Source organism: Massilia phyllosphaerae (genome assembly GCF_034659755.1).
Lineage (GTDB): Bacteria > Pseudomonadota > Gammaproteobacteria > Burkholderiales > Burkholderiaceae_D > Telluria > Telluria phyllosphaerae.
Map to the genome: position 1 here is coordinate 67,559 of NZ_JAXSQX010000002.1, position 25,530 is coordinate 93,088.

Below are 25,530 nucleotides of genomic sequence, written 5' to 3' on the forward strand. Positions count from 1 at the left end.
CGGGCCGTAAAGCCCGGTTTCCCGGGGGAGGAGACAACCTGAAATCAGGTCTGGTTGAACAGCACGACGCCCATCATTTCCGGGTTCGTGGCGCCCACGCCGAAGCGGGTGTCGCAGCGATAGAAGTACTGCTTCGTGTTGATGTTGAAGGCCTTGTACATGATCACTTCGATGCCCAGCTCGGTGGTGCCGCGCATGTAGCCGGCACCCGATGCGGTGAGGCCTTCGTCGATGCCGTTGCGGCCCGGCAGCAACTCAATGGCGCGCTCGTCCCAGAACGGCGAGACGTTGCAAGCCTGGGTGTTCAGGAAGGTCACGGCGGCGCCGTTGGCCGGGGTCGCGGTCACGTTCTGGTATTCCTTCTCCACCTGGGTACCGCCTTGCGCCGAGATGATCGGCGGGGTGATCAGGTAGGTGCCGGTGCCGCCGGCCGCGCCGGTCTGCTGGCCGACGATGCGGAAGGTCTTCGACTGGCGGGTATCGCCTTTCTGGATGTGGTGCAGCGCGTTGACGCCAGCGACCACGAACGCGTCGCCGACCTTGATCGCGCCGCCGCCCACGGTCAGGGATACGACCTGGTAGCGGTTGTCGACGTTCTGCTCTTCACCGCTGAGAGCCTTGCTGGTCGCTTTCGGGGTGTAGTACTGGTTCGCGCCGTTGAACACGACGCCGGTAGCGGTTGCCGCGCCCAGGCTGTAGGTGTAGTCGGCCTTGAAGGTTTCGAAGCCGGACACATTGCCGACGTAGGCCTTTTCGTAGGCGGTGTTCACCTTCGGGTTGGCCGAGGTGGCCGGTTTCGCCAGGGCGCTGGCCATGCTGTTGTAATCGCGGGCGTGCAGGATCGACACTAGGCGGCCGTCGTCGCCGACCAGACCTTGCTCGACCATCAGCGAATTGGCTGCGGCCAGGTCATCGAAGCCCGACGCCGCGGTGTTGCGCTTGACCACCAGCGAGCCTTGCAGGCAGGCGATGTTCGCGCAGGCGACGTTGATGTCGGTACCGAGGCGCTGCATGGCCGACTTCATCTTGCGGTCGCGCTGCTGCGGGTCGTTCAGGTCGTTGCTGGTCATCTTCCAGGGCACGGACTTGTCGAAGCCCAGGCCAATCGGGACGCTCAGCTGGGTGACGTCGGCGAACGATGCCGAGATGTCGACGCCGGCGGCGCCGTCGACGGACACCGAGACGTACGGGACCGGGCGCCAGATGGCGGTACCCTGCGAGCGCTCCAGGGTGGCCGCGTCGGCAGTGTAGTGGGAGACGTTGCGGCCGAGGACCAGGCCGTCGTCGAAGCCGGCCAGGAGTTCGTCGAAGAAGACGGTTTCTTGTTTGCTAAATGCGGTGGGCACAATGGCCTCCTATGAAAACGGTTGAGAGAATTGCGGTCGATGCCGCTTGCTGCTTCACTCATCCGTTTCCGGCCGGACGGGGGCCACTGGGATACTGCATCTGCCCGTAGGTAGGGCGAATCCGTGGTGGGGGCGTTTGACGCAGTCCCCTCGCGGCGACTTACGCCGCTTGTCTCTGCTTGCGCAGATAGGCCGCGACCTTCGAGCGATCACCGCTCTTGTCCGCATCGGCCTGCAACTTCGCCAGCGTATTGTCGACGCCGGTTGCACCGCCCGCGCTCGAGCGCAGCTGACGTTCGGCCGGCGGCGCCTGCTTCTTCGGCGCCACCTTCAGCTTGCCGACCAGCTCGGCCACGGCGACGGTGTACTTGATCGGGTTCTTGATGTCGGCCAGCTTCTTGAGTTCGGCCGGGGCGCGGCCCAGGGCGGCGACCAACTGCGCTGCCGATTGCGGGCTTGCGGCCTGCAGCATGATGCCGATCTGGGTCGGGCTCAGCACCGCGGTGACGGCGGCTTCCGCATCCTCGAAGCCGTTGACCTTCAGGGCGCTGGCGGCGCTGCGGTAATCGCGCTGGGTCTTCGTCCACTCGGCCTGCGCAGCTTCCTGTTCTTGGCGCGCCGCGGCGGCCTTGGTTTCTGCGGTGCGCTTCTTCTCAGCGTGCGCGACCTTTGCTTCGGCGTACGCCTCGGCATCGAAGTCGCAGCCTTCCAGCGTCGGTTCCGGGCCGACCTCGTCGACCTTCGGCGCCGCCTGCTGCTGACCGGCTTGGGTCAGCTGCTCGAGCTCGCGCACGCGCTGCTTCAGTTCGCGCTCGGTCTTGCGCATGCGCGCCCAGGCGGCGTTCTGGTGCGGCGACAGCTCCAGCTGATCTTCCTCGGTCGGGGCTGGGGCTTCGTCACCCAGGGTGATGACCATTTCATCGTCGGCATCGGCCGGCTGGTCGTCGGCGCTGGCGTTCGCGTCATCGCCCGGGGTGCCGTCGGCAGGCGCGTCGTCCTGATCGTCCACATGCGCGTCATCGGCCACGACGGCACTGCCGGCGGCGCCGGCATGCTCATCGCTCTGGAACTGCTCGCGGAACGAGCGTTGTTTCCACATCCAGCTTTTGTACATTCAGGTCCCCGGGGTTGATCGTCGATAGGCGCAACAAATTCCAATGAGCAAAATGATAGACGGAAACTATTTTCAGCACAACACAGATTGACGAAATTTATTGCTGTGATGTGGCGGAAAGGCAGTAATTGTTACTGGGCTGGCTGTTCGCCTACCGGTTGCGCCTGCTGCGCCTGCTGCTGGGCCATCTGCTCGCGCGCCAGGGCCTGGCCGTCGGTGTGCTGCAGGACCCGCAGCGCATGCGCCGCCTGTGCGTCGCCGATGCTGGCCAGTGCCGCGATAGCGTCGGCGCGCGCCTTTTCGGTCTGCGCCTTGGTTTGCTCGACCTTCGCCGCGGTGAGCACGGTGTCGGCCTGCTTCTTCGCAGCGTCGGCCGCCTGGTTCTGCGCGCCGGCCATGAAGTACTGGTCCTGCGCGCTCGGTGGCTGCTGGGCGGCCTGCTGCGCCTCGGCTTCCAGCTGCTGCTTCTCTTCCTCGGTCGGCTCCAGCACGCCCATCTTGACCAGCTTGCGGCGGTAGAACGCGCGCAGATCGCCCATGCCTTCGCCTTCCAGATTCATCAGGATCATCGAGGTGATCACGGTGACGGTTTCAGGGTCCTGCGTCATCTGCAGGATCTCGATCAGCTGGCGGACCAGCGCGGCCTTGCGGCTGACCGACGACGGGCCGACGTCCGGTTCCACGTCGAAGTTCGCGGCCGACATGTCGTTCGCCAGATAGTGCGCGCCGGTCTTCCGGTCGATCATCGGCTTGAACAGCTCGACCATGCCTTTCTTGTCGGTGTGGTCGACCGTCTTCATGCGGCGGCCTTCCTCGACCAGCAGGTCCTTGGCCATGCTCTGCCAGACCTCGCCCAGGCGCTTGATCGTCTTCTTGAAGTTGTCGATGTAGATGAAGACCTGCATGTCGAGGCGCTGCTGGATCAGCTCCACGGCCTTGCCCGACTGGTTCGGCTGCAGCTGCTCGCCGGCCTGCTGGTTGCCCAGCATGTCTTCCAGCGCCTGGCCGGCCAACTGGGCGAGCGCGGCCATCGCTGGCGGTAAGTTCGGGGCCTTGGTGTAGGCGACGGGGGCGATGATCTGCTGCTGCGACACCGGGTCGGTGATCGGGTTGATGAGCAGGTAGGGGTACTTCTCGATGGCGTCCTGCGCCCACATGGTGGCATGCTCGCCGATCTGCTCGGGGGTCAGGATGGGCTTCTCGATGTCGAAGCGGGTAGCCATCTCGGCCAGCCAGCTGTGCAGCATGTTCACCAGCGTCTGCGCGTCGCGCGCCAGGCGCACGTGGCCCTGGAAGCGCTCGATGCCGTCGATGTACATGTGCTTGCCGTAGAACGGCACGATGGGGATGCAGGTGCCGGCAATGTAGCCCTCGTCGGACAGGATGCCGCCACCGGACATGATCCACTTGTGGACCTTGCGCACCTTGACGCGTTTGCTGCGCAGCAGGCGGAAGCCGGTGGCCTCCAGCTCGGCGCGCTTGTCCGGATCGTCCTGCAGCTCCTGGTCGCTGACCTCCATGGTGTCGGCTTCGCCGTCGCCCAGGGCCAGCCCTTGGAAGGTGTGCACGAGCTTGGTCTGCTCCTCGATCTCGTAGACCTCGGCCACCCACACCACGTCGGGCGTGTGCCAGTCGTATTCCGATTGGGTAATGTCCTTGGGCCAACTGGCCGGGCTGTGACCGAATTCCTTCTCATAGTCGTCCGGCGTCATGCTGATCAGCAGGTAGCACCGGCGCGCGTCCGACTTGTCGTATTCCTTGCCGTCCAGGCTAAAGAACACGCAACTGTCAGCCTCGTGCACGGTCTTGATCGCGATGCGCTGCCGAGTGTCGCTGTCGTCGTTCTCGTTTTCGTAGCGGGCCATCAGGCGGATTGCGCCCATGCCGCCCGTGGTGCCTTCCTCGAAGCAGTTGTCGTAGGCGTTCTGACCGCCGCTGGCCTGCTCGTCGGCGCGGTACAGGCCGGCGCAGGTGTCCGCCAGCTCGTCCTCGTCGCTGCCGTCCTTGGCCACGAACCCGACCGTGATGCGGTTGTTGCGGTACTCGTTGATGACGCGCAACACAGCCAATGCAACTTTGTTAAGTTCGAAGCGTGGCTTGTTTGCAAATGCTTCGCCGACGGCGCCTTCCCACTGTGCGCCCGGAATCCAGCAGAAGCGGCGGTCGGCCAGCGACTGGATGCGAACGTCGCGCGTGGCGGCCTGGATCTTGTCGAAGTCGCGGAGGAAGAAGTCGTGCTTCGCGCGGTCGCGCTCGGCCTTGCTGGGTCGGGACATAGCTGATTCCTGTCGGAATTAATTTCCGATAGTCTACAGCTATCACATGCGGTGGGGAAATAGATTGTTTGATGCCCGTCTTTCCGGGCCGTCATTCCGGCCAGCGCTCTCGTAACGCCGCCAGACGTGCGTGGTGATTATGGCACAAGAGCCGTGATCGCAATGAGGAAGAGGGAGACACACAGTCCTACCATAAAGCAAAGTCTAATTGCTTCTTCGTCATCTTTATTCATTACATGGCCTTGCCTACTTCGGCAGCAGCGCGGACGACGGCGCGGGCGGTCGCGGCCGTAGGATCGTCGCCATACAGCTCGCATGCCAGATGCGTGCGCTGATCGAGTACGGACGCCTGGTCATGCTCGCTCGAGATGTACAGCTTCAACCGCACCGCCAGCTCAAACGTGTCGCCGTAGAACAGCAGCGGGTTCCAGCCGTGCGCCACGGTGCCATCCTCGAAGTGCAGGTTCAGCCACTGCTCGCCCTCGACATCCTCGACCCGCACGGCGCCGAGTGCGCGCCCGGCCAGCTCCAGCAACTCGCGGTCGGCGGCCGGGATCACCTTGTGCGGGCGGGCCGGTAGCTCGTCCAGGTCGTCGTGGCTCTCGTCGTCGTGCATCATCCCTCCGTTGTCATCCCGACAGTCTACCGCCTGGCCCAGGGTGACGCCATGGGGATCGGCTTGGCCGGCGCCGCTTTCTTCGGCTTGTCGCGGACCATGAAGCACATCATGAGCGCGTCGGCCATGTTCGGCGACGGGATCTTCTTGGCGCGCATCTCGTCCTTGCTCACCAGCTGGATCATCTTCGAGCCGGCGGTGCGCTTGCGCTGCTGGCGGACCAGCTCGGTCTTCAGCTGCTGCAGGTCCTTGATGTCGCTGGACAGGCTGATCATCGTGGCCGGGTCGTGGTACTCGCCCTTCACCAGGGCTTCGTAGGTCCGCTTGAACCGGTCGCGCAGCAGCCACCAGCCCATGGCACGCAGGTTGCGAAACACGTCCTCGTTCAGCCGGTCCTCTTCGTACTTGCCGGGCCAGGGCGCGTCACCGGCGCCGAAGCCCTGCACGTCGATGTCCCGGCCAGCAATGCGCTCCTTGAGCCCGACCTTCACGCCGGCGCCGACGCCGATGCTGTCGTAGACGATGATGTCGGAGCGGTACTGGAAGGCGTCGTCGAAGGTGCGCGTGATCGCGTCGTCAATGTCGCCGTCGTTCCAGCGCCGCACATCTTCCACCAGCATGCCGTAGCGCCGCGCCAGGCCTTTCGAGTCGGCGCCGCTGTCGGCTGGGTCGAAGCCCAGCACACGATCGCCGCGCGGCGTGTACTTCAGCTTGAGGTGCGCATCGATGGCGGCGTCGACCCACTCGGGTTCGATCACCGAGTCTTCGTAGTCAGCGTTGCATTCGCCTTCCCACACGTGCAGGTACTTCTTGAAGTTGGCGGCCTTATCGCGCTCCATCTCGATGCGCAGCACCTCGGGGAACTTCGGGTTGTCCCGGTACGACACCTTGCGCACGTACGTGTAGTCGTCCTCGTAGAAGCCCGGGCGGCCAGCGGCGATTTCCTTCTCGATGTGCTCGATGTAGGGCAGGACGAAGCGTTTGTAGGTCGGCGCATCCGCCTCGCCCGGGTTGAAGCTGACCCAGATTTCGGATCCGCCCTCGCGCACGGTTGGGATCAGCACCTTCCAGCTGTTCTCGCTGACGTTTTCCGCTTCCTCGACCCACACGATGTTGTAGCCGAACTTCGACTTGATCGAGGCGATGTTGCGCGACAGGCCGACAAACTTGGCCTTCGAGCCGTTGCGGCCGTAGATGCCGTCGTTCTGGATGTCGAAGAAGCCGCCCAGGCCCAGCTTCTCGATCTTCGCTTCCAGCACCGCCATGCTGGACTCCTCGATCGAGTTCTGGAACTCGCGCGCGCACAGCACCTTCGTTCCATGCGCCCACATCGACCACACCAGGATTTCCGCGATTTCCTCGGTCTTGGCGCCGCCGCGGCCGCCGAACGGGACCTTGATCCGCTTCGGGTACAGCAGGAACTCGAATGCTTCGAACAGCTCGATCTCCAGCGGTTGCTCGAGCACGGCGCTCACGCAGGCCTCACGATCTTGAATACGGTGCCGCGCGCCGGATTGACCGGGCTGGATTCGTCGGCGCCGCGCTTGTTCAACTCGTCGATAGTGTCCTTGTTCGCCTTGAGCAGGTTCAGGCCAATCTCGCTGGCCTCGTTGGCCATCTTGGTCAACACGGCGATGTTGCCCAGGGCAGTGCGGCTTCCTTCATCCATCGGCGCCGCGTCGTCGATCTCGCTGGCCTTATTGTGCGCGATGCCCGACAGCCGGTGCGCGGTGGCCGCGCCAAAGCGTGCAGCGCCGGCCAGGTGCTCGCTGATCGCCTTGAGGTCGTCGGCGAGCGAGCGTGCGGCTATTTGTTCGGAAATGTTCAGCTTCGAAAGTGCGTTCTCAGTTGCAACTATTTGATTTGCAACGTCTTTCACGTTCTGTACGCGTTCGGAAAAGCGACCTGAGATCGTCGACTTGCTGACGCCGAACTCGCGCGCCAGTGCGGAAGGGGATTCACCGGCCAGCAGGCGCTTGCCGATCTTCTCCCACTGCGCATCTGTCAATTTCGATTGGCGGCCCATAGTCGATTCCTATTGGAAATGACGTAATGATGCCACCAGTCAATGATTTTGCCCAGCAGCGAGCGCCTCGATTGTGGTCTGCGCAAGCCGGAAGGCGGCCACGAACTGCACCGCCGGCTTGTTGGCGATGCCCAGCAGCAAGCAGGTGCCCTCCGGCGTTTCCTGCTTGACGTAGCACCACCACAACAGGGACCGCTGGATCGTCGGCAGGTCCGGCATCATCCGCTCGAGCAACTTGGCGTCGACCTGGTCGAAGGCGCGGCGCTCTTCCTGCTGGACGCCGCGGTGCTGGGTGTGGAGCCGGGCCCAGTTCTCCAGGCGGCTACCGATGTGGCGGCGGTCGGTCAAGACGACGTCTCCCGCTGCAGATCGACCATGCCCACGCGGATGAAGCGGCCGGCGAGCCAGGACATGGCCACGGATGCGCCGAGCCAGGCGGCGATGAGGGCGAGGGGAATCATAGGGCTTCCTTGGTGATGCGTTCAATGCTGCCGACCTTGATGGCGCCGCCCTCGTAGTGGAGGGTATTGACCTCGATACCACGCTTACCCAGCTCTACGCACAACTTGCTGAGCTCTGCGACGAGCATGCGCACATCGGCGGCTAGGTCTGCATCAGTGCGGTGGTGCAGGCTCATGCCGCTTCTCCAAGCAGGTCCGCTTGCGCCTGCGCCACCGGCATGGCCGTGATCGTCACCACAACGCGCGCCTCGCCGTCCGGCTCCATGCGCTCCAGCAGGATGCGGCGACCCCACTTATCGTCGGGCATGACCACATCCTTAAGCGCGTCACTCAGCACCTTCTCGGAGTTGCCCAGGTCGATGCACTGCACGGTGTCGTCCCAGGCTGCACCGAACTTGCGCTGGCGAGTCTTCCAGTCGACAGGGCGGTGCGGGTACAGCTGGATGTGCATCGCGTAGCGGCCAATGATCGGCGCATGCCAGCCGGCAGCCATAGCCAGCCGCTGCACCTCGGCCTTGTACGCCTTGGCCTCCGGCGTCACGTAGGTCATGGCCTGGGCCTTGCGCGGGCCCTTGCCAGGGATTACGCGCGTGGCCCAGTAGCGGTTCGCGCTGATCGGGTAAGGCAGGGTAAGGCGGATCATCGTTCAGGTTCTCCTATGTCGTTGTTGTGCGCCCGGGCTGGCCGGGTGGGGTGGTGGTCACCAGTCGCTGCTGCTGCTCGACGAGCCGCTGTCGTAGCTGCTGCTGGAGCAGCCGTGGTCGTGGCTGCTGTGGCTGTGCGAGCTGCTGCTGTAGTCGCTGCTCGAATGCGAATGGCTGCTGATCGAGCTGCAGTGGCTGGACGAATGGCGCGGCTCGTCCGCCGGCGCCGACCAGGTGGCCTGCTGCACCGGGCTGAGCGGCGACAGCGGGTTCAACGGCGACAGCGGATCGTCGTAGACCGTGCTGGAACTGCTGCGCGGGGCGGCGCTGCTGGGGGACGCCGAGAACGGCCGCGACATCTTTGGCGACGGGCTGAGCAGGCTCTGGCGGCGCCGTTGGCGGCGATTCTCGGCCTCGATGTCGTCCTTGATGCGCTGCTGCTCTTCACGGCGGTGCTGGGCTTCGCGCTCGCGGCGCTTGGCTGGGATGTTGAACGGCCAAAACATGGTCATGCCCTTTAAGGTTGTCGTCCCCGCGATACCGGGGAAGGTGGTGCGCTCGCGCGCGAAATGGTCTCGGGATGCCGGCGCTGCAGCTCAGCCAGGTGTTCCCGGTCGCTCTTGGCCAGCAGCCTCGCTTGCCGCGATCCCCGCTCGACGTACAGCGGACACGGGTGGTCCGTCGAATGCGCCTCACGTTCCTCGCCTTCGCAGCGTCCCGGTCCATCCTCATGCAGCTTCTGGCCGCCGGTCGGCAGGAACCGTGCGCAGCAGCGGCAGGGATCGTGGTCGCGGTTCATGCGGCTCGGCCTCGCTGTGCGCGTTCGAACGCGTCGACGCGGGCTTGCCACTCGTCGTAGCTCTCGTCGGTGCCCTTCGGCTCGTTGCCCTGGGGCTTGCGGGGCGGTGCTGGTGGGGCTGCTGCGACAGGGCGGCCAGGCACGCCAGGCAGCGCCTGTGGCGGGTTCAGCAGCTTCTCGACGATCGGCACCAGGTAGTTCGCCGGGATCTTTGCGGTTGGGCCTTTCTGCTCGCGTGCCAGGGCAACAGCGGCTTGCAGGACGTCGAGGCTGATCTCGCGCTTCACCCAGTCCAGCACGGCGGGATGCGTGAACGTCGCGTCGACACCTTGCTTGCGCAGGGCGACAGCCATAGCGATCGGTGGCGCAGTGCTCTCGGGCGGGTCTTCACGCTCGGGCAAAGGCGACGACGACGGGGTCTCGTAGCCACTGAACGTAGAGTCGTCGTTGTCTGGTTTTGTCTGGAGTCTGGAGTCTGGAGTCTGGCTAAGGTTTTTTTCGTTATCCGAATCAAAACCCAATGGGTTATTTTTCGGTTCCGATTCGGTTTTCTTTCCCTTTGGCCTTCCTCCCTTTTTGCCATTGCTTCGGTTTGCATCGGCTTGTGCGCTGGCCGCCGCAATCTCTTCCTCGCAGCGGTTTTGCACCCACACGCCGTCCACCAAGTCGAAGAACTCTTCCAGCACGCTGGCCAGGGCCTGCTGCTCGTCCTTCGACCGGGCCCCGATGAGGCGCGCGGCTTTGTCCTGGGGGATGCCGGCCTCGCGGGTGTAGTAGACGTCCATCAGGCGCGCGTAAATGCCGTGCTCGAGCAGCGTCAGGTGGGCGGCCTTCTTCGTGTAGTCGCCTATGTGGCGTTTGTAGAAGTTCATGGGAACATCCCCAGCTGGGCCGATTGCTGCTCAAGCGCGGCGGCGCAGGCCTCGTTGATCCAGACCACCTCGGTGCGGATCTTGGCGCCGTCGGCTACTGCACGACGTTCGTAGCGGAGCCAGTCCGGGAACAGCTCGACGTCGTAGAGGTCGCTGGGGTATCCGGACAGCACGACCATGCCCTTTGCGGCGTGGAGTACTGCGGCCAGCGCGCGGTGGTCGTCGTCCGTCATTTCGTGGCGGTACCCGTGCGTCTTCGCCGAGCGGCCCATGATCGCCGAGCGAGTGCTGTGGCAGTAGGGAGGGTCGGCATAGATCAGGGTCGACATCGAGTCCATGCGCTCAATTACCTCGATCGCCGTGCGGTTCTCGATCAGGACGCCGCGCAGGCGACGCGTGAAGCTGGGGATGGCGTTCGGCCAGGTGGAGTACTCCACGGCCGGCAGCACGCGGCCGTCGGTCAGCTTCGATCGGAAGCCGGTGCGGCAGCCGCGGGTAGCCGAGTCAGAGCCGTGGCCCATGAACGACTTGATAACGGTCTTGTGGGCCAGGTCCATGTCGCTGGTGGCCGGCTCGTAGGCCCAGTCGAATTCGTCGCGGGCAAACGGGGTCAGCTCTACCAGGTGCTGCAGCTCGAGCGCGCGCTCTGGATCCCGCAGGATGCGGAAGAGGTTGACGATGGTGCCGTCCAGGTCGTTGTAGCACTCGGCGCCGACGCGCGGCTTTTGCAGCAGTACGGATGCGGCGCCGCCGAATGGCTCGACGTAGACGGTGTGGCGGGGGAAGAACGAGAGGATCCACGGCGCCAGGCGGAACTTGCCGCCGTGGTAGCGCAGCACCGGCCGGGCCGGCGCCTCGATAATGTCGGCAGAGGTGCTCACGGTGGGCAGCTCCCCGCCTGCTGCTCGGCCTTGCGGTACTTCTCGACGGCCTCGGCCAGCTCGCGACCGCTGGCCTGATAGCGGCCGACCTCGCGCGCCTTCTGGTCTTCCGGCGCCGCAGCAGCAGCCTTGCGCCGGTCGGCCCAGCTGCACGCCTTGGCAATGACTTTTGTCGCCGCCTGGCTGTCCAGTGGTAGAGTGTTCACGTTCAAGTAATCCTTTCCAGCCCGGCGTCCTGCTGGGCTATTTTTTTGCTTCGTGGCGCAGTCGGAACCCATTAAAGATTCCTCCGGGCGCCACCCTTTGCACCGCGCGGGCGGCAGGCCTGGCGGCCGAGACCCGGACATTGCCGGGATTCCCTGCAGGCCGGCTGGCCAGTACCATGCGTCCGGACCGTCGAGGTGGCTTTCGCCGCGGCGTCGACCAGGCTGCGGAGGAACGGGCTACGGCCCAGGCTTCCGCGAATTGCGTCCAGGCCGGCGACCTCGGTTTCGTTCATCAAGACTTCGACGGTGGTGGTGCGTGCTGCGTGGTTCATGTGTTTCTCCAGGGTGATGCGGGTTTCGTGGTCGGCCAGGTGGCCGGCGGGTAGTACGTGGGCAAGAGCCCCTGCGCACTTTTTGGGCGCGAAAAAACCGCAGGGTTACTGCGGCTGGTGTTCAGTGGTGGCGGCTGCAGGCGGGTCATCGAACGCATCAGGGCGCGCAAGCCTCAAGTACATGAGGCGCGCCTTTGGTATGCCGGCATCCAGCCATTGCGAGACTGCGCCGGGCGTTACTTGGCAAAGCTCTGCGGTCTTCACAGTGCCCCCAATGCGTTCGATGATTTTTTTAGCGTCCATGCGTTTACTTTAGCTTACTAAAGTAAATTTTGCAAGCACACTAAAGCAAAGAATGTTTAGACTGCTAAAATGAATACTCTTGCAAGTCGTTTGACAGAGGTGATGGCCGAGCTTGGCCTAGAGAAGCCGAAGGACCTCGCGGATTTTTGTCGCGTGAGCGAAGGGCTCGTCTCACAATGGTTCTCAGGCCGCACAAAGCTGGGGCCGAAACCGCTTCGCGCATTGGCGCGCACGCAGTTCAACCTGGACTGGGTCACAGAAGGGAAATTGCCGAAATATCGTGCTGAGCATGGCGAAAGCACAAGACGCGTGCGCGTGCTCCATCCAGATGACCCCCTGCCTGATGACGTCGTGTTGGTGCCGGAATCGCGGATCGAATTCGCGGCCGGTAATGGTAGGACTGCGCTTTACGAGCTGGTAGAGGATGAAGAGCCGGCCACGTACCGGCGCAGCTGGTTTCAGAAGCACGGCATCAACCCGGAGCGCGTGCGGCGCTTCCGCGTGGCGGGCGACAGCATGGAGCCGATGCTTTACGCGCGAGACACGATCTTGGTGAACCTGGACGAGCGTAACGTCATCGACGGAAAGATGTATGCAATCCGGTACGGTGACGAATTGCGGGTCAAGTACTTGAGTCGCCGGGTAGATGGGACTTTGCTTTTGCGTAGCGTCAATCCCGCTTATCCGGTCGAAGAAGTATCGCCGGAATTGGTTGAGCAGCACATTTCAATTATTGGGCGCGTGCGCGATACGAGTGGAACTGGTGGTCTTTAACTTCTTCAATATGAAAATTAAATACTTAATTACTTCTCTTACTCTTCTTTTTTCATTTTGCGCCGCAGCTAGTGATGAATCCTATATTAGTAACGGAAATGCAATCTACCCATATTGCTCATCCTCGCAACTATCAACTCAAATGCTCTGCGGTTCGTATGTGATTGGCGTTGTAGTTGGAACTAAATCTCAAGCAGCAATTGATAAGAGTCGTCCATATTTTTGCATTCCTGAACAAGTCACTCACGGCCAGTATGTTGAGGTGTTTACAAAATACCTTGCCGATCATCCGGAGCTACGTCATTACGATACTGCCACTCTTATCTTCAAGTCGCTCAACGAGGCGTTCCCATGCTCGAAGCGTCCGCCAATTTCCTCATTCGACAAAAAATAATCCCCGCTCGCGGCGGGGAATAGGAAAGATAAATGCCCACAGAAATAACTGGTACAAAATTTGGATCTGATAAAGTCCATGTGGATGGAGTGAGATTTGTTCGATGCGAATTCGATGGTACAAGCTTGGTGTATTCTGGAGGTGCAGGTCCAGCATTTGATCAATGCTCTTTCAAGGATGCCACTTGGCTGCTAGACGGTCCTGCGGCAAATACTCTTCAACTTCTCCGAAGTTTAATGCAGACGCCTTTTAGGCCGGCTGTAGAAGGCATGATTGATTATCTGAATGGGAAAATTGACGCCCCAAGGACTCCAAAATGAGCGCGGAAATCTATTCGCTTCCCGTCAGTTCGCCTACTGTGACCTTTGCGGCAGGTCCGTCTCAACAGGACGCGGGCGTTGAGGATGCCGCCCAATCGAGATATGATAGGCCCATGACAGATATTAATCAGCAGTTGGTTGATGCCAAGTTGGAAGCCATTGAAGCGAGAATGGACGGTCGAGTTGCGGCTATTCAAGCTAGCATCGAAGCTTCCAACACCAGGATGGAAAATCGCTTCCAAGCTATGGATGACCGATTCTTGCGCGTAGAATCTTCGCTCAAGGACACGCAGAGCGCCATCGGTGGTCTCAAGACTTCGATGATTTTGACTGCCATCAGTACGGTCCTTGCGATCGCAGCGTTCAACGCGACCGTATTAGGCAATATGCTTGCATCGTTCGAATCCGGCAAAAATACCATCGCATCCCAGGCAGACCTGAAGAAGGTTGCTGACGAGACCGCGGCACAGCAAGCCGAACTGAAAAAGCAGTCAGAAGAGACAGCTTCGCTGCTCAAGCAGATGCGCCAGCAGTTGCAGGAAAAAGCGCCTCCGAAGTAAGCGATACTCAATCCAGCACAGCCCGCCCCGAGCGGGCTTTTTTTTCGCCTTGATGCCGGGCCGGCACGCCCGAGGTGTTCGGGCAGGCGCAGTTTAGCAAAAATCTTTAGTAAGCTAAAAATAGTTCTTGCGCTCCTTAGTTTAGTGGGCTAAAGTTACTCCATCGCAGCGAGCTCAGCACCCGCCGAGCCGCTAACTGGAGAGCAGCATGGACCGATTCCCGCAAGACGCCGAAGCCTGCGCCGAAAAGCTCGAGCAGCTGATCGACGCCCGCATCACCGCAACCGAAAACGACATCTTGGCCGGCCGCGCCGCCATCGTGCGTGCCGTAGCCGAGCAGGCCGCTGCCCAGTTCGGCGACCGCACCCTGAACTGCGACGCCGACGAAGCCGAAGCGCTGGTGCGCGCCGCGGTGCTGGGCAAATCCGCCCTGGTCGGCGCACGCATCGCCGAGGTCGTGAGTCACGCCATCTACGCCTACGTGCTGCCGCTGGCCCAGCAGGACCTGGCCGACATCGAGCGCAAGGCCGTCGAAGCCGCGCAGCACCGTCGCATCGAGCTGCGCGTGTGGGATCGCTTTTTCTCGCGCTCCATCTGATTTCACCGGTGCGTCGCGCCCCGGTACCAAGCGCGAACTGCCATCCCCCGGGTCAGGAAAACAGGGGGCCTTGCACGGAGTGGCCGCCAGCCTGTGGCGCACAGGCCCATGCGGGACATGGACAAAGCCCGAACACGAATAACCACCGCCGGCGGCGCCGGCCAGACGAGGAGCAGCAGGATGGACAGCACGAACAAGCCGATCGCGATTATCGACGTGATCGCCAAGCCCTACATGACCGGGAGCAAAACGATTTGCTACTACGTCGTGGTCGACCGCGCGCCGACGTACGTGTACCGGCGCGACGGGAACTACCTGACTGCCCACGACAGTGGCTTCTACGACTTCATGCAGATCGATCCTGGCTCACGTGGCGCCTTCGCAGGACGCACGTTCACGATTGCCCTCACGGACGGTTCGCAGCTCGAATGCGATGGCCAGGTGTGGTCGGTTGGCCCGATCGGCGATATCGATGCAGTGCAGGTCGGCGTCGCCACGCTTGAGCAGCTGGAGCACTGCTACTGCTTCCTCGGCGGCTATGTGCTGCGCGAGAAGCTGCAGGCATGGCTGGCTGTGAATAAGCCGTCCGCCGACTACTACAAGTACGACCCGCGCGAGACTCTGGCGTGGCAGGACGCGCTGTATCGCGATCACCCTGGCCTCGATACAACCGTCTCGCCGAAGCGCGCCCGCACCCTGCGCCAGCGCGGCGTCACCATCCGCCGCCACCCTGTTACGGGCCGCCCAGGTTGGTCGAAGAGCTACGAGCGCAAGAAGGCTGCAATCCTCGCGCGCCAGGAGGCGGCATGATCGCCGCCCGCACCACCACCCAAGCGGCCGCGCCGGCGCCGCGCCGCGACCTGGTCGGCAAGCTGCTGCTGACCGGCATCGAGTATTCGGATGCGCGGCCCTGGATCGGCGCCGCCGGCCTGATCGCGATGTACGTCCTGGCCGGTGTGCTGGAGCAGCTGCTGTGATCCGAGACCTCGCCCGCGCCCTGGTGCTGCTGCTGGCCCTGGGCTTCGTGGCCGCGGAAGTGACCGAAACGCAGAGCGCGCCGGTAGTGCGCGCCGATTGAACGATTTTTAACCCGAGAGGAACCGCCCCATGAACCAAGTCGCCGTCAGCCCAGCCAAGACGCTGAGCTCATTCCTGGACAAGTACAAAGGCCAGATCGCCAACGCATTGCCCAAGCACATCAGCCCCGACCGCATGGTTCGCCTGACCATGACCGCGTTCAGCCAGAACACCGCGCTGCAGAAGTGCGACCTGCACAGCATCTTCGGCTCGGTCGTCGTCGCCGCCCAGCTGGGCCTTGAGATCGGCGTCGGCGGGCAGGGTTATCTGGTGCCCTACGGCGGCAAGGCCACCTTCGTGCCCGGCTGGCAGGGCTTGGTCGACCTGGTCTCGCGCGCCGGCCGCGCCACGGTCTGGACCGGCGCCGTCTACCGCGGCGACGACTTCGATTGGGCGCTGGGCGACATGCCCTACATCAAGCACCGCCCGGGTGACGGCGGCGACACCTGGAAGGACATCACGCACGTCTACGCCGTCGGCCGCGTCAACGGCAGCCAGTTCCCGGTGATCGAGGTCTGGACGATGGACCGCGTGGTGCGCCACCTGGACAAGTTCAACAAGGTCGGCGGCCGGCACTACGCCCTGGAGAAGAACGGCCAGAACATGGAAATGTACGCCCGCAAGGTCGTGCTGCTCCAGGTGCTCAAGTACATGCCGAAGTCGATCGAGGTGCAGCGCGCCGTCGACGTGGCCACCGCAGTGGACGCGAACAAGGCCTTCACGATCGATAGCGAAATGGTGGTGATCGACGAGCGCGACGACGACCAGGCCGGCAGTGTCGACCAGGACACCGGCGAAGTGCGCGGCGCCACAACCATCCAGGCCGGCGAGGCGCCGCCGGCGCGCGGCGACCTGCCGATGTGCGCGCCCGAGGAGTTCGAGAAGAAGAAGGCCGGGTGGCGTAACCAGATCATCAGCAAGCAGAAGACTGTGGCCGAGCTGACCGCGATGATCGAAACCCGCCAGCTGCTGACGGACGACCAGAAGAACACGATCGACGCCTGGGCCCACGAGAACGACTAAACCGCCTGGTCCCCTCATTGATGAGGGGACCACCTCAACCCGATCAAGGAAACCATCATGCATATTCACAATCTCGTCCAGGGCAGCGCGGAATGGCAAGCTTTCCGACTGGAGCATTTTGGCGCCAGTGAGGCGGCCGCGATGCTGGGCATCTCGTCGAAGGTCTCGCGCACCGAGCTGCTGCACATGAAACACACCGGCACCGCGCAGGAGTTCAGCGACTGGGTGCAGAAGAACATCCTGGACCACGGCCACATGGTCGAAGCCGCGGCGCGCCCCCTGGTCGAAGACCTCATTGGCGACGACCTCTACCCGGTGACCTGCTCCAAGGGCCTGCTGTCGGCGTCCTGCGACGGCTTGACCATGGGCGGCGACATCGCCTTCGAGCACAAGCAGTTCAACCAGGCGCTGGCCGCCGCGGTGGACGATGGCCAACTGCCGGACGAATACATGCCGCAGTGCCAGCAGATCATGATGGTGACCGGCGCCGGGAAAGTGGTGTTCGTGTGCTCCGACGGCACCCTGGACAACTTCGTTCACATGGACGTCATGCCCGACCCGGCCTGGCAGGAGCGCATCCGCGCCGGCTGGGCGCAGTTCACCGCCGATCTGGCCGCCTATGTGCCGACCGAGTACGCGGCCAAGCCGGAGGCCGAGCCGATCATGTCGCTGCCGGCGCTGATGATCCAGATTCGCGGCGAGGTGGCCGCCAGCAACCTGCCGGCTTTCCAGGCCCGGGCCGAGCGCTTCATCGCCAGCATCAAGACCGACCTGGTCACCGATCAGGACTTCGCCGACGCCGAGGCCACGGTCAAGTTTTGCGAGAAGGCCGAGGGAGACCTCGAGCAGGCCAAGCGCGCCGCGCTGGAGCAGACGGCCGATATCGCCGACCTGATGCGCACGATCGACCTGATCAGCGAGCAGCTCCGCGCCAAGCGCCTGACGCTGACCCGCACGGTGAAGGACAAGAAGGAACTGATCAAGGCCAGCATCCTGAACCAGGTGAAGCAGGCGTTCGCCGACCACGTGGCCCAGCTCGAGCGCGAAATCACGCCGCTGCGCCTGGTGTTCCAGACTCGCGACTTCGCCGGCGCCATGAAGAACAAGCGCACCCTGGCCACGCTGCAGGATGCGGTCGACACCGAGCTGGCGAACGCGAAGATCGCCGTCGACGCGATCGCCGCCGGCGTGCGCGGCCGCCTCGCCTGGTACCGGGAGCACGCCGCCGAACACCAGTTCCTGTTCGCCGACCTGCAGACCGTGATCCAGAAGCCGGACGAAGACTTCCAGATGCTGGTGGGCGCGCGGATCGACAACCACAAGCGGCAGGAGGCCGAGAAGGCCGAGCGTGCGCGCCAGGAGCAGGAGGCGGTAGCGCGTGAGGCTGCGGCCAAGCTCGAAGCCGACCACGTCGAGGCGCTGGCGATCAACGCAGCCGGCCACTACTACCATCCCACGTTGAAGCGCGATGACGGCGTTGCGATCATGTGCAAACCGAACGGCTCCCGCAGCATTTTCTGCGATGTCGACGAAGACCACGGCACGCTGCCACCAGCCCAGGTGACGCCCATCGAGGCCGCGCGCGCGGCGCTGGACGACGACGCCATGCTGCGGCTCGGCCAGATCAACGAGCGCCTGGCGCCCATCAGCCTGACAGCCGAGGGCCTGGCGCGCCTGGGCTTCGCGCATGCCATGACCGACAAGTCAGCCAAGCTTTACCGCGAGTCGGATTTCGTGCGCATCTGCGCGGCGCTGCAGCGTCACCTGTCCGCTGTGTCGCAGGCGAAAGCAGCATGAAACCCGGCGCCGCCTGCCTCTGGACGGTCCAGCGCTGCCGCGAGCAGGCCTTCCAGCAGTTCCTGGGCGTCGACGGCGAAGCTGCCGCTGCGCGCCGGGTGAAGGAAGTCTGCGAGGTCGACACCCGCAAGCAGCTGGACACCGACCCGACTGCCCAGGCGCGCTGGAACGAGCGGATCCGCCGCGCATACCTGAATTACCAGCAAGACCCCACAACCCACAAATAGGACTGGAGATGTAAAACGATGAACGCCACCACGAGAAATGAACAGAGCAGCCTGGAAGGGCTGGGCGACGAAGACCACGGCCCCGGCCACATGATCGCGCGCGTCAGCGCGGTGGCCGTGAAGCTGGTGTTCCCGTTCGCCGGCCAGAACGATATCCGCTTTTACCTCAACGGCATCAATATCCGCCCGCTGGACGACGGCAGCGTGATGGTGGTGGCCAGTGACGGGCACCGCATCATCGTCGTCCGTGACCCGAACGGCTACGCCGAGCGCGAGGTGATCGTCCGGGTCGACAAGGACGCGCTGAAGCACGCCAGCAACGCCAAGCATACGCTGGACGTAATGTCGAACGGCGCAGCCATGTTCTCGGGCGAGGTGGCGCAGCCGCTGTTCATCCAGCCGGGCAACTCGCTGATCGACGGCGACTTCCCGCGCGTCGAGCGCATCCTGAATACGATCGGGTACCGCGAAGGAATCGGTGGCGCCGTCAATCCGACCTACCTCACCGACGCGCTGGTGATCGCGAAAAGCTTCGGCAACTCGATCCGTTTTTTCACCCGCGACGAGGACAGCCCGCTGAATTTCGTGCTCGGCGGCCTCGGTGACCTGGAATGCTTCGGCGGCATCATGAAACGCCGCGAAAACTTCGACGTGCTGCCGGTCTGGTTTCCGCGCCCTGGTGCGCCCAGCACCGTGGGCGAGATGTAAGGAGACAACCATGTCATTTCCCACTGACCTCCCGCGCCCGGGCCGCCATATGTCGAATGCAACCAAGGTCGCGATGCGCGCCGACGCCATCCGGCGCATCACCGAGCTGCTGAGCAAGGCGCCGCTGTCCGTGGTCGACCTGGCGCGCGTGCTCAAGATCAACAGCAACACGGTCTACGGCTACCTGCGCTACATGGCCGAGATGGGCGACGTGCGCCGCTCGGGCGAGGTGGATGCCCAGAAGCGGGAGCAGTGGGAGCTGGGCCCGGAAGACCCGGCGCGGCTCCAGTCGCAAGAGGCGCGGCCGCACGGCGGCGTGGTCGTGCCGGCGCGCCAGATGGGGATGAAGCGGCACCCGCAGGACGTCGCGTTCTTCGGGCCGGCGCGGGGAGGTGAGGCGTGAATAGCACAGGCAGGCTTGGCAATGTCCAGCTTCACGAATGCACCTTTATACAGAGTCACCAGCAGACTCTAAGGAACGAAGTCACCTTCGGAGATTACTTGCAGCGCTTTCGACAGCCGGGTATCGGTACGCGCCAGTATCAAAAGGGTGTTTCTGGCCAAGCGTTCAGTAATTATCGCGCTTTGTGGCAGCAACGCCGCCATAGCGTCGATGAGCTGGGTAGCCGCTTTGATGTCGGCAGCAGCTTTGACCAGTTCGGCTGCTGTGTTGCCGGGCAAGGGAGCGAGGGGAGTGATTTCCTCGATGGACCAGAGATTCAAGTCCGTGAGTTTACGCAAGCAAAAATCGATGACTGCTTGGTCAATAGTGATTCGCCCATCAAATCCAAGCATATTGGCTGTTGCGACGACGCTGCCGTGCGCATTGAATATTCGGGTAGCAATAGCTGCTCCGTGAAGCCGGGCCAGAAGAAGGTCGTGTTTTTCACGTCGGCGCGCCTCGGCTGTTGCCAAATAAATTGTACCGATGAAGGTAAGAACAGTACCGATCGACCCGACCCACGTTGCCCAATCAGATTTGTTAAGGCAATAAGCCTGACCTACCAAAATCAGATCCCACGTGGCTCCAGCAGCCAGCAAGACAGCGAGCACATAACGATTGTTGAGCCATTTTATAAGCGTTGTCATTTTGCAATCTTAGCATGGAGTATATAAGCCGATGAACAAAACCAACACCACCGCAGAGCACTGGCGCCTGCAGCTGATCGCCGCGGCCTGCGCGCTGCAGCACGCCACGTGCACGGCCGCCAACATCATCCCCATCCCGGGCACCGACCGCTTCATCACTATCGGCACCGCGCTCGACGTGGCGCGCCTGCTCGAAATCGCGCCGGCCGGCGGCAGCATCGACGTGCTGGACACGCTGGACGCTGTGACCGGCAAGGACATCGCCGGCATCGCCTGCTTCGAGACGGAGCGCTTCTACCTGGCCGACGACGTCGACGGGCTGGTGATCCGGGCCGCGCGGCAGATTGGGCAGCAGGCGCAGCAGCTGGTCGAGGCGGCGCAAGCACGTCCCGCGGCGGCGCCGGCCGACTGGGCAGAATACGAACGCATCGCCAACATGCCGGCCGTCCACGAGGCGCTGCAAGGGTTCTCGGATGACGCCACCGGAGACAACGGCACGTGCTTGGTGCGCGCGGTGCTGGAAGCAATCGCCGCCCCTGTCGCCGCAGCAACGCCGGCTGCAGCCGGCGACCTCACGGCCGTCGATTGCCCGGCCTGCGAAAACGGCGCGGCGTGCGACGAGTGCCACGGCCAGGGCAAGATCATCGTGAGCCGCGCCGACATGGCAGCGCTGGCCACCGAACACGACCACAGCGAGGGCGGCCATAATGATTAATTCGAAGATCGAGTGGACCGACCATACCTTCAACCCCTGGGAGGGCTGCCACAAGGTCAGCCCGGGCTGCGACCATTGCTACGCCGAGACGCGCAACGCGCGCTTCGGCGGCGGCCAGGCCGTGAACTGGGGCACGGGCGCGCCGCGACGCCGCACGAGCGTCGCGAACTGGCGCAAGCCGCTGGCCTGGAACGCCGCGCACGACGCGTTCTTCGCCGCGCACGGCCGCCGGCAGCGCGTGTTCTGCGCGTCGCTCGCCGACGTGTTCGACAACGCAGTCGACCCGGCCTGGCGCGCTGACCTGTTCGAGCTGATCGAGCGCACGCCGAACCTGGATTGGCTGCTGCTGACGAAGCGTGTCGGCAACGTCAAAGGCATGGTGCCGTTGCCATGGATCTCGAAGCCGTTCCAGCACGGGCCGCACCCGGCGAACATCTACCCGGCAGGCTGGCCGGCGAACGTCTGGATCGGCGCCTCGATCGTCAACCAGGACGAGGCCGACCGCGACGTGCCGAAGCTGCTGGCCGTGCCGGCGCGCGTGCGTTTCCTGAGTATGGAGCCCCTGCTGGGACCGGTCGACTTCTACGCATCCTCCGCAGCGTGGTTTAAGCGTGGCTATACGCCTTGGTCGAACGGTCCAATCCTGCAGGGTATCGACTGGATCATCGTCGGCGGTGAGAGCGGTCCAGGCGCCCGCCCGATGCATCCGGATTGGGCCCGCAGCCTGCGCGACCAGTGCGCGACAGCCAGCGTGCCGTTCCTTTTCAAGCAGTGGGGGGAGTGGCTGCCGGCAATCGAAGGCCAAAGCGTGCTGGGCAAGACGCTCATCCTGGAAGGTGCCGCACCGTTCACGGATAAGCCGCAGTGGCATGGCTTCGAAGACCGCCAGCAAGTCGCGCGTGTGGGCAAGAAAGCCGCCGGGCGCAAGCTCGACGGTGTGCAGCACGATGGATTTCCGGAGGTTTCATGATCGAACGAGGACCAGACCGCCGCAGCGGCGTGTCGTCGCACTTCACGTGCCCGCACAACAACCGGCGTCGGCCGGCGTACGAGCGCCGCGGCACGGTGCCAGCGGCGCCGCCGGTGACCCGCGAGCAGCAGCTGTTCGGCGAGCGCCGGCAGAATAAACGGTAGGGAGAGAAAATGGCAAGCACACAACAAATTCAATCGCGGTACGTGACCCTGAAGGAATGGGCCGAGGCGCAGTTCTCGAAGGTGCCGCACACGAACACCCTGTTGAACTGGGTCCACAACGGCCACATTCACCCGCCGCCGCAGAAGATCGGCCGGAAATGGCAGGTGAAGCGGGACGCGCGCTACGTGAGCTGATATGGGACGAAAGCGTTTAGCAAAGAACAAGGGATTCCCGCCGAACCTGTACCAGAACCCGGCGGGCTACTTCTACTACAAGAACCCGATGACGAAGGCGCAGAAGGGCTTGGGCCGGGACCGCGCGCACGCATTCAGCGAGGCGCGGGCGGCGAATGCGGTGCTGGCGACGATGAAGCCGTCGTCGCTGGCGGATTGGGTGGCGGGGAAGGTCGAGTACACGCTCGCCGAGTGGCTGCCGCTGTACAACCAGCTGTGGCAGGAGAAGGTGGAGCCGACGCCATCGACCGTGAAGGCATCCGATTCCTACCTGCGGCGCCTGGCGGAATGCGATTTCGCGGCTCGACGCCTGCCGGACATTACGACGCTGATGGTGGCGCAGTACCTCGAAGCGTACAAGGTCGAGCGCGGCGCGCCGTCGGCTAAGCAAATGCGCTCGAAGCTGAGCGACGTGTTCCGCTGGGCCGAGACGCAGGGGCTGATTGAATCCGGCCGCAACCCGGTAACGGCCACGAGGCCGCCGCGGCTGACGGTGGCGCGCGAGCGCATGAGCTTCGAGCAGTTCGCGGCCGTGCGCGATCAGGCTCCGGTGTGGCTGCGCAACGCGATGAACCTGGGCCTGGTAACCGGCCAGCGCCGCGAGGACGTGCTGACGATGAAGTTTGCCGACTGGCGCGACGGCCGGCTGCACGTGGCCCAGGGCAAGAGCGGCGGCGTAACTCGGCTGGCACTGGACGGCGGGATTGGACTGGCCAAGCTCGGGTTGACGATTGCCGACGTGGTGAAGAGCTGCCGCGACCTGATCGCCAGCCCCTACCTGGTGCACCACGATCGACATCGGGGCACGACGAAGCCCGGGCGGCGCGTCGAGGGCACTGGCCTCGCCGAAGCGTTCGCGGCGGCGCGGGATGCGGCTGGCTTCGAGGCCAAGGAGGGGCGGACGCCGTTCACCTTCCACGAGATCCGCAGCCTGGCCGAACGGCTGTACCGGGAGGAGCGTGGCCCGGAATTTGCTCAAGCAATCTTGGGTCACAAGAACGCGAGCACGACGGCCCGATACGACGATTTGCGCGGCGAGTGGAAGGTGGTCTCGGTCGGCTAATTTATGAAAATTTTCTACGAATTTCTGTAATTTCTCAGTTCGGGCGAATTTTCATAGGAGAGACTTCTTGACATTGTTTTACCAAACTTTACAGTGGCCGTGTATTTTTTGGCGCTGTTGAACAATAGAATTTGCCATCGCTTTTCAGCTCATGGAGGTCCTATGGTGTTCTGTGCCGTTCCCGTCGTTTTTCTCACGAAAGGCGCCAGCTCATGAAACCATTGCGCTCTCAAGCGGTCGAAATTGGTGCGCGCTGGCGTCCAAACGGGGCATTCCCCGGCGCCCCTCCCTCGGGCAAAGGCGGCCCCGTTGCCGACACCGCCCGGAAAATGGAGCCATCCATGCCTGTCCAGATGCCATTGATTCCGCCGGAACGGCTGGCACGGGGCGGCAAGATCCTGTTCATCGCGCATCTGGCGCTGGGCGACTTCACTTATCTGCAAAGCTGTTTCCGCGCGCTTGCCCAGGCCTATCCGCAGCTCGAGATCCACCTCTGGGTCGACGAGCGGCGCCGCACCGCCAACGCAGCCGAGTGGCCGCACCTCAAGAAATACGCGCTGTACGACTGGCTGGCCGAGTGTCCGTTCATCGCCAGGGTCTACAACGAGACCTACAGCCCGGCACTGTTCGCGCAGTCGCTGGCCGCCGCGCAACGGGAAGATTATCCGCTGGTGGTGTCGCTGGCCGTGCTCGAGCGCCACAAGTACGCGATCCTGGCACGCAAGATCAGCCCGCGCGGTTTCGTGGTCGGACAAAAGAAGCGGGTGCGTCCTTACGATGTGATGAAATATCTGGTCTATCGCAAGCTGGACGCCAGCATCCCCGCCTATACCGCGGCATCGCATCGCGACCAGCACATCAGCGACATCTATGCCGGCTGGTTCACCCAGCTGTTCGGCATGGACATTCCTGCCGACGCGCGTTTCCCGTTGCTCGATATCGGCGAGCACTGGATGCGTTATGCGCACGAACAGTTCGTGGCCTGGGGCTTGCGTCAGGCGCCGGGCCAGGCCGCCCGGCCGCCTGCCAGGGTGATATTCCTGAATGCCTTCTCCAAGTGCGCCGAGCGCAGCTGGCCACTGGAACGCATCATCGGCCTGATCCGCACGATGCGTTGCGACCCGGCCTGGGGCGACAGCGGCTTCGTGGTCAACGTCGTGCCCGAGGAGCTGGCGCGGGCACGCGCGCTGTTCGATACCGAGGGCTTGGCGCATACCCATTTGTTCAGCGCGGAAGACAATTTCTTCCAGCTGCCCGCCATCCTCAGCCTGTGCGACCTGGTGATCTCGGTCGAGACCGCGGTGATGCACCTGGCGAACGCGGTGCATGTGCCGGTGATCGCCCTGATGCGCCAGAAAAATCCGGAGTGGGCGCCGATCGACAAGGACAACAGCATCGTCATCACCGCGGCCGGCCGCGACGACTGGGTCGACCGCATCGGCGTCCAGGAGGTGATGGCGGTGCTGGCGCGGCGTGCCGATGTACAGCCTGTCGCCGACCATGCCTGAGTCAAGCGAAAACGGCGCCTTGCGCCACCGCGGTATCATGGGCGACGAAGCACTGAGCTGACGCTTGCCCGGATCGTGCCGGCGCCCACTGGATGTGAAAGGACTGCGGATGACGACGATGACCGGCAAGCGCGACGCCATGCTGCGCCAGACCGCGGGCAAGCGGGTAGGTCGGGTGCTGTGGGTGACCGCCGCCATGCTGCTAGTGCCCGCGGTGGCGATGCGCTTCAGCGCTGAGCTGAAGTGGGGACCGATGGATTTCGCGGTCGCCGCCGTGCTGCTGGCCGGGACCGGCCTGGTCTACGAACTGGCGGTGCAGCGCATCGGCAACCGCACCCACCGCATCGTCGGCGGCCTGGCCCTGGCCGGCGCGCTGCTGCTGGCGTGGGCCGAACTTGCGGTCGGCGTGTTCCACTGAGCGCTGCCCGCGCCG

At 63.6% G+C, this 25,530-nt stretch carries 35 protein-coding genes; 18 read left to right on the top strand and 17 right to left on the bottom strand.

The genetic code is table 11. From position 1 onward, the window contains the following. Positions 1-44: 44 nt before the first annotated feature. The 16 genes from U1H99_RS08455 to U1H99_RS08530 all read right to left on the bottom strand — a co-directional run bounded on the left by U1H99_RS08455 (position 45) and on the right by U1H99_RS08530 (position 11,876). The gene (locus U1H99_RS08455; RefSeq protein WP_323141293.1) at positions 45-1,346 is read right to left on the bottom strand and encodes a P22 phage major capsid protein family protein; all 1,302 of its coding nucleotides are present in this window, start codon (positions 1,344-1,346) and stop codon (positions 45-47) included. 160 nt (positions 1,347-1,506) lie between these two features. Further along, positions 1,507-2,445 (bottom strand): hypothetical protein, encoded by a 939-nt coding sequence (locus tag U1H99_RS08460; RefSeq protein ID WP_323141294.1) that lies wholly within the window; start codon positions 2,443-2,445, stop codon positions 1,507-1,509. A 146-nt stretch (positions 2,446-2,591) separates the two neighbouring features. Beyond that, positions 2,592-4,736, bottom strand: coding sequence for a portal protein (locus tag U1H99_RS08465; protein ID WP_323141295.1), 2,145 nt, complete (start codon positions 4,734-4,736; stop codon positions 2,592-2,594). Positions 4,737-4,968: 232 nt separating this feature from the next. Next, a complete protein-coding gene (locus U1H99_RS08470) occupies positions 4,969-5,355 on the bottom strand; it encodes a hypothetical protein (RefSeq protein WP_323141296.1) in 387 nt (128 codons plus the stop codon). A 23-nt stretch (positions 5,356-5,378) separates the two neighbouring features. Continuing rightward, positions 5,379-6,827, bottom strand: coding sequence for a PBSX family phage terminase large subunit (locus U1H99_RS08475; protein ID WP_323141297.1), 1,449 nt, complete (start codon positions 6,825-6,827; stop codon positions 5,379-5,381). Then, positions 6,824-7,378: a helix-turn-helix domain-containing protein gene (locus tag U1H99_RS08480; protein WP_323141298.1), complete on the bottom strand. Its 555-nt coding sequence runs from the start codon at positions 7,376-7,378 to the stop codon at positions 6,824-6,826. The genes U1H99_RS08475 and U1H99_RS08480 overlap by 4 nt, the downstream gene beginning before the upstream one ends. Before the next feature lie 39 nt (positions 7,379-7,417). After that, entirely contained in the window at positions 7,418-7,726 is a 309-nt protein-coding gene (locus tag U1H99_RS08485; protein ID WP_323141299.1) for a hypothetical protein, read from the bottom strand. A 109-nt stretch (positions 7,727-7,835) separates the two neighbouring features. Next, positions 7,836-8,015: a hypothetical protein gene (locus tag U1H99_RS08490; RefSeq protein WP_323141300.1), complete on the bottom strand. Its 180-nt coding sequence runs from the start codon at positions 8,013-8,015 to the stop codon at positions 7,836-7,838. Then, positions 8,012-8,482 (bottom strand): RusA family crossover junction endodeoxyribonuclease, encoded by a 471-nt coding sequence (locus U1H99_RS08495; protein ID WP_323141301.1) that lies wholly within the window; start codon positions 8,480-8,482, stop codon positions 8,012-8,014. Before U1H99_RS08495 ends, U1H99_RS08490 begins: the two co-directional genes overlap by 4 nt. A gap of 57 nt (positions 8,483-8,539) precedes the next feature. Beyond that, positions 8,540-8,995 (bottom strand): hypothetical protein, encoded by a 456-nt coding sequence (locus tag U1H99_RS08500; protein WP_323141302.1) that lies wholly within the window; start codon positions 8,993-8,995, stop codon positions 8,540-8,542. A gap of 5 nt (positions 8,996-9,000) precedes the next feature. Continuing rightward, positions 9,001-9,282, bottom strand: coding sequence for a hypothetical protein (locus tag U1H99_RS08505; RefSeq protein ID WP_323141303.1), 282 nt, complete (start codon positions 9,280-9,282; stop codon positions 9,001-9,003). Then, positions 9,279-10,154: a YdaU family protein gene (locus U1H99_RS08510; protein ID WP_323141304.1), complete on the bottom strand. Its 876-nt coding sequence runs from the start codon at positions 10,152-10,154 to the stop codon at positions 9,279-9,281. Before U1H99_RS08510 ends, U1H99_RS08505 begins: the two co-directional genes overlap by 4 nt. Then, positions 10,151-11,035 (bottom strand): DNA adenine methylase, encoded by an 885-nt coding sequence (locus tag U1H99_RS08515; protein WP_323141305.1) that lies wholly within the window; start codon positions 11,033-11,035, stop codon positions 10,151-10,153. The genes U1H99_RS08510 and U1H99_RS08515 overlap by 4 nt, the downstream gene beginning before the upstream one ends. Then, a complete protein-coding gene (locus U1H99_RS08520; RefSeq protein ID WP_323141306.1) occupies positions 11,032-11,241 on the bottom strand; it encodes a hypothetical protein in 210 nt (69 codons plus the stop codon). The genes U1H99_RS08515 and U1H99_RS08520 overlap by 4 nt, the downstream gene beginning before the upstream one ends. A 71-nt stretch (positions 11,242-11,312) precedes the next feature. Beyond that, complete coding sequence (locus U1H99_RS08525) at positions 11,313-11,573, bottom strand: hypothetical protein (protein WP_323141307.1); 261 nt, start codon at positions 11,571-11,573, stop codon at positions 11,313-11,315. A gap of 105 nt (positions 11,574-11,678) precedes the next feature. Further along, complete coding sequence (locus tag U1H99_RS08530) at positions 11,679-11,876, bottom strand: hypothetical protein (RefSeq protein ID WP_323141308.1); 198 nt, start codon at positions 11,874-11,876, stop codon at positions 11,679-11,681. A gap of 69 nt (positions 11,877-11,945) precedes the next feature. Here U1H99_RS08530 and U1H99_RS08535 point away from each other — a divergent pair, with 69 nt between their 5' ends. From U1H99_RS08535 to U1H99_RS08585, 11 genes are all read left to right on the top strand, one after another. After that, positions 11,946-12,650 (top strand): LexA family transcriptional regulator, encoded by a 705-nt coding sequence (locus U1H99_RS08535; RefSeq protein ID WP_323141309.1) that lies wholly within the window; start codon positions 11,946-11,948, stop codon positions 12,648-12,650. Next, positions 12,631-13,044, top strand: coding sequence for a Rap1a/Tai family immunity protein (locus tag U1H99_RS08540; protein ID WP_323141310.1), 414 nt, complete (start codon positions 12,631-12,633; stop codon positions 13,042-13,044). Before U1H99_RS08535 ends, U1H99_RS08540 begins: the two co-directional genes overlap by 20 nt. A gap of 316 nt (positions 13,045-13,360) precedes the next feature. Further along, positions 13,361-13,924 (top strand): hypothetical protein, encoded by a 564-nt coding sequence (locus U1H99_RS08545; RefSeq protein ID WP_323141311.1) that lies wholly within the window; start codon positions 13,361-13,363, stop codon positions 13,922-13,924. Positions 13,925-14,132: 208 nt separating this feature from the next. Beyond that, a complete protein-coding gene (locus tag U1H99_RS08550) occupies positions 14,133-14,522 on the top strand; it encodes a hypothetical protein (protein ID WP_323141312.1) in 390 nt (129 codons plus the stop codon). A 180-nt stretch (positions 14,523-14,702) separates the two neighbouring features. Further along, on the top strand, positions 14,703-15,332 hold the full coding sequence (locus tag U1H99_RS08555; protein WP_323141313.1) for a hypothetical protein: 630 nt from the start codon (positions 14,703-14,705) through the stop codon (positions 15,330-15,332). Then, positions 15,329-15,499, top strand: coding sequence for a hypothetical protein (locus U1H99_RS08560; RefSeq protein WP_323141314.1), 171 nt, complete (start codon positions 15,329-15,331; stop codon positions 15,497-15,499). Before U1H99_RS08555 ends, U1H99_RS08560 begins: the two co-directional genes overlap by 4 nt. A 130-nt stretch (positions 15,500-15,629) precedes the next feature. After that, positions 15,630-16,622, top strand: coding sequence for a recombinase RecT (locus U1H99_RS08565; protein WP_323141315.1), 993 nt, complete (start codon positions 15,630-15,632; stop codon positions 16,620-16,622). A 57-nt stretch (positions 16,623-16,679) separates the two neighbouring features. Continuing rightward, entirely contained in the window at positions 16,680-18,419 is a 1,740-nt protein-coding gene (locus U1H99_RS08570; protein WP_323141316.1) for a YqaJ viral recombinase family protein, read from the top strand. Continuing rightward, the gene (locus U1H99_RS08575; protein ID WP_323141317.1) at positions 18,416-18,646 is read left to right on the top strand and encodes a hypothetical protein; all 231 of its coding nucleotides are present in this window, start codon (positions 18,416-18,418) and stop codon (positions 18,644-18,646) included. The genes U1H99_RS08570 and U1H99_RS08575 overlap by 4 nt, the downstream gene beginning before the upstream one ends. Before the next feature lie 18 nt (positions 18,647-18,664). Beyond that, positions 18,665-19,354, top strand: a complete 690-nt coding sequence (locus U1H99_RS08580; protein ID WP_323141318.1) for a hypothetical protein — start codon at positions 18,665-18,667, stop codon at positions 19,352-19,354. A gap of 10 nt (positions 19,355-19,364) precedes the next feature. Then, complete coding sequence (locus U1H99_RS08585) at positions 19,365-19,757, top strand: helix-turn-helix domain-containing protein (RefSeq protein WP_323141319.1); 393 nt, start codon at positions 19,365-19,367, stop codon at positions 19,755-19,757. A 68-nt stretch (positions 19,758-19,825) separates the two neighbouring features. On the opposite strand, the gene U1H99_RS08590 is transcribed toward U1H99_RS08585, so the two are convergent. Continuing rightward, on the bottom strand, positions 19,826-20,443 hold the full coding sequence (locus tag U1H99_RS08590) for a hypothetical protein (RefSeq protein ID WP_323141320.1): 618 nt from the start codon (positions 20,441-20,443) through the stop codon (positions 19,826-19,828). 31 nt (positions 20,444-20,474) lie between these two features. Between U1H99_RS08590 and U1H99_RS08595 the strand changes: the two genes are divergently transcribed. The 7 genes from U1H99_RS08595 (at position 20,475) to U1H99_RS08625 (ending at position 25,515) form a co-directional block, all read left to right on the top strand. Then, positions 20,475-21,158 carry a hypothetical protein gene (locus U1H99_RS08595; RefSeq protein ID WP_323141321.1) on the top strand — a complete coding sequence of 228 codons (684 nt, stop codon included), beginning with the start codon at positions 20,475-20,477 and terminating at the stop codon, positions 21,156-21,158. Then, on the top strand, positions 21,148-22,128 hold the full coding sequence (locus U1H99_RS08600; protein ID WP_323142090.1) for a phage Gp37/Gp68 family protein: 981 nt from the start codon (positions 21,148-21,150) through the stop codon (positions 22,126-22,128). Before U1H99_RS08595 ends, U1H99_RS08600 begins: the two co-directional genes overlap by 11 nt. Beyond that, positions 22,125-22,292, top strand: coding sequence for a hypothetical protein (locus U1H99_RS08605; protein WP_323141322.1), 168 nt, complete (start codon positions 22,125-22,127; stop codon positions 22,290-22,292). Before U1H99_RS08600 ends, U1H99_RS08605 begins: the two co-directional genes overlap by 4 nt. Positions 22,293-22,301: 9 nt before the next feature. After that, the gene (locus tag U1H99_RS08610) at positions 22,302-22,487 is read left to right on the top strand and encodes an excisionase (RefSeq protein WP_323141323.1); all 186 of its coding nucleotides are present in this window, start codon (positions 22,302-22,304) and stop codon (positions 22,485-22,487) included. Between the two features lies 1 nt (position 22,488). Then, on the top strand, positions 22,489-23,589 hold the full coding sequence (locus U1H99_RS08615) for a tyrosine-type recombinase/integrase (protein ID WP_323141324.1): 1,101 nt from the start codon (positions 22,489-22,491) through the stop codon (positions 23,587-23,589). Between the two features lie 341 nt (positions 23,590-23,930). Further along, positions 23,931-25,097, top strand: coding sequence for a glycosyltransferase family 9 protein (locus U1H99_RS08620; protein ID WP_323141325.1), 1,167 nt, complete (start codon positions 23,931-23,933; stop codon positions 25,095-25,097). 109 nt (positions 25,098-25,206) lie between these two features. Then, on the top strand, positions 25,207-25,515 hold the full coding sequence (locus U1H99_RS08625) for a hypothetical protein (protein WP_323141326.1): 309 nt from the start codon (positions 25,207-25,209) through the stop codon (positions 25,513-25,515). The last annotated feature ends 15 nt before the right edge of the window (positions 25,516-25,530 follow it).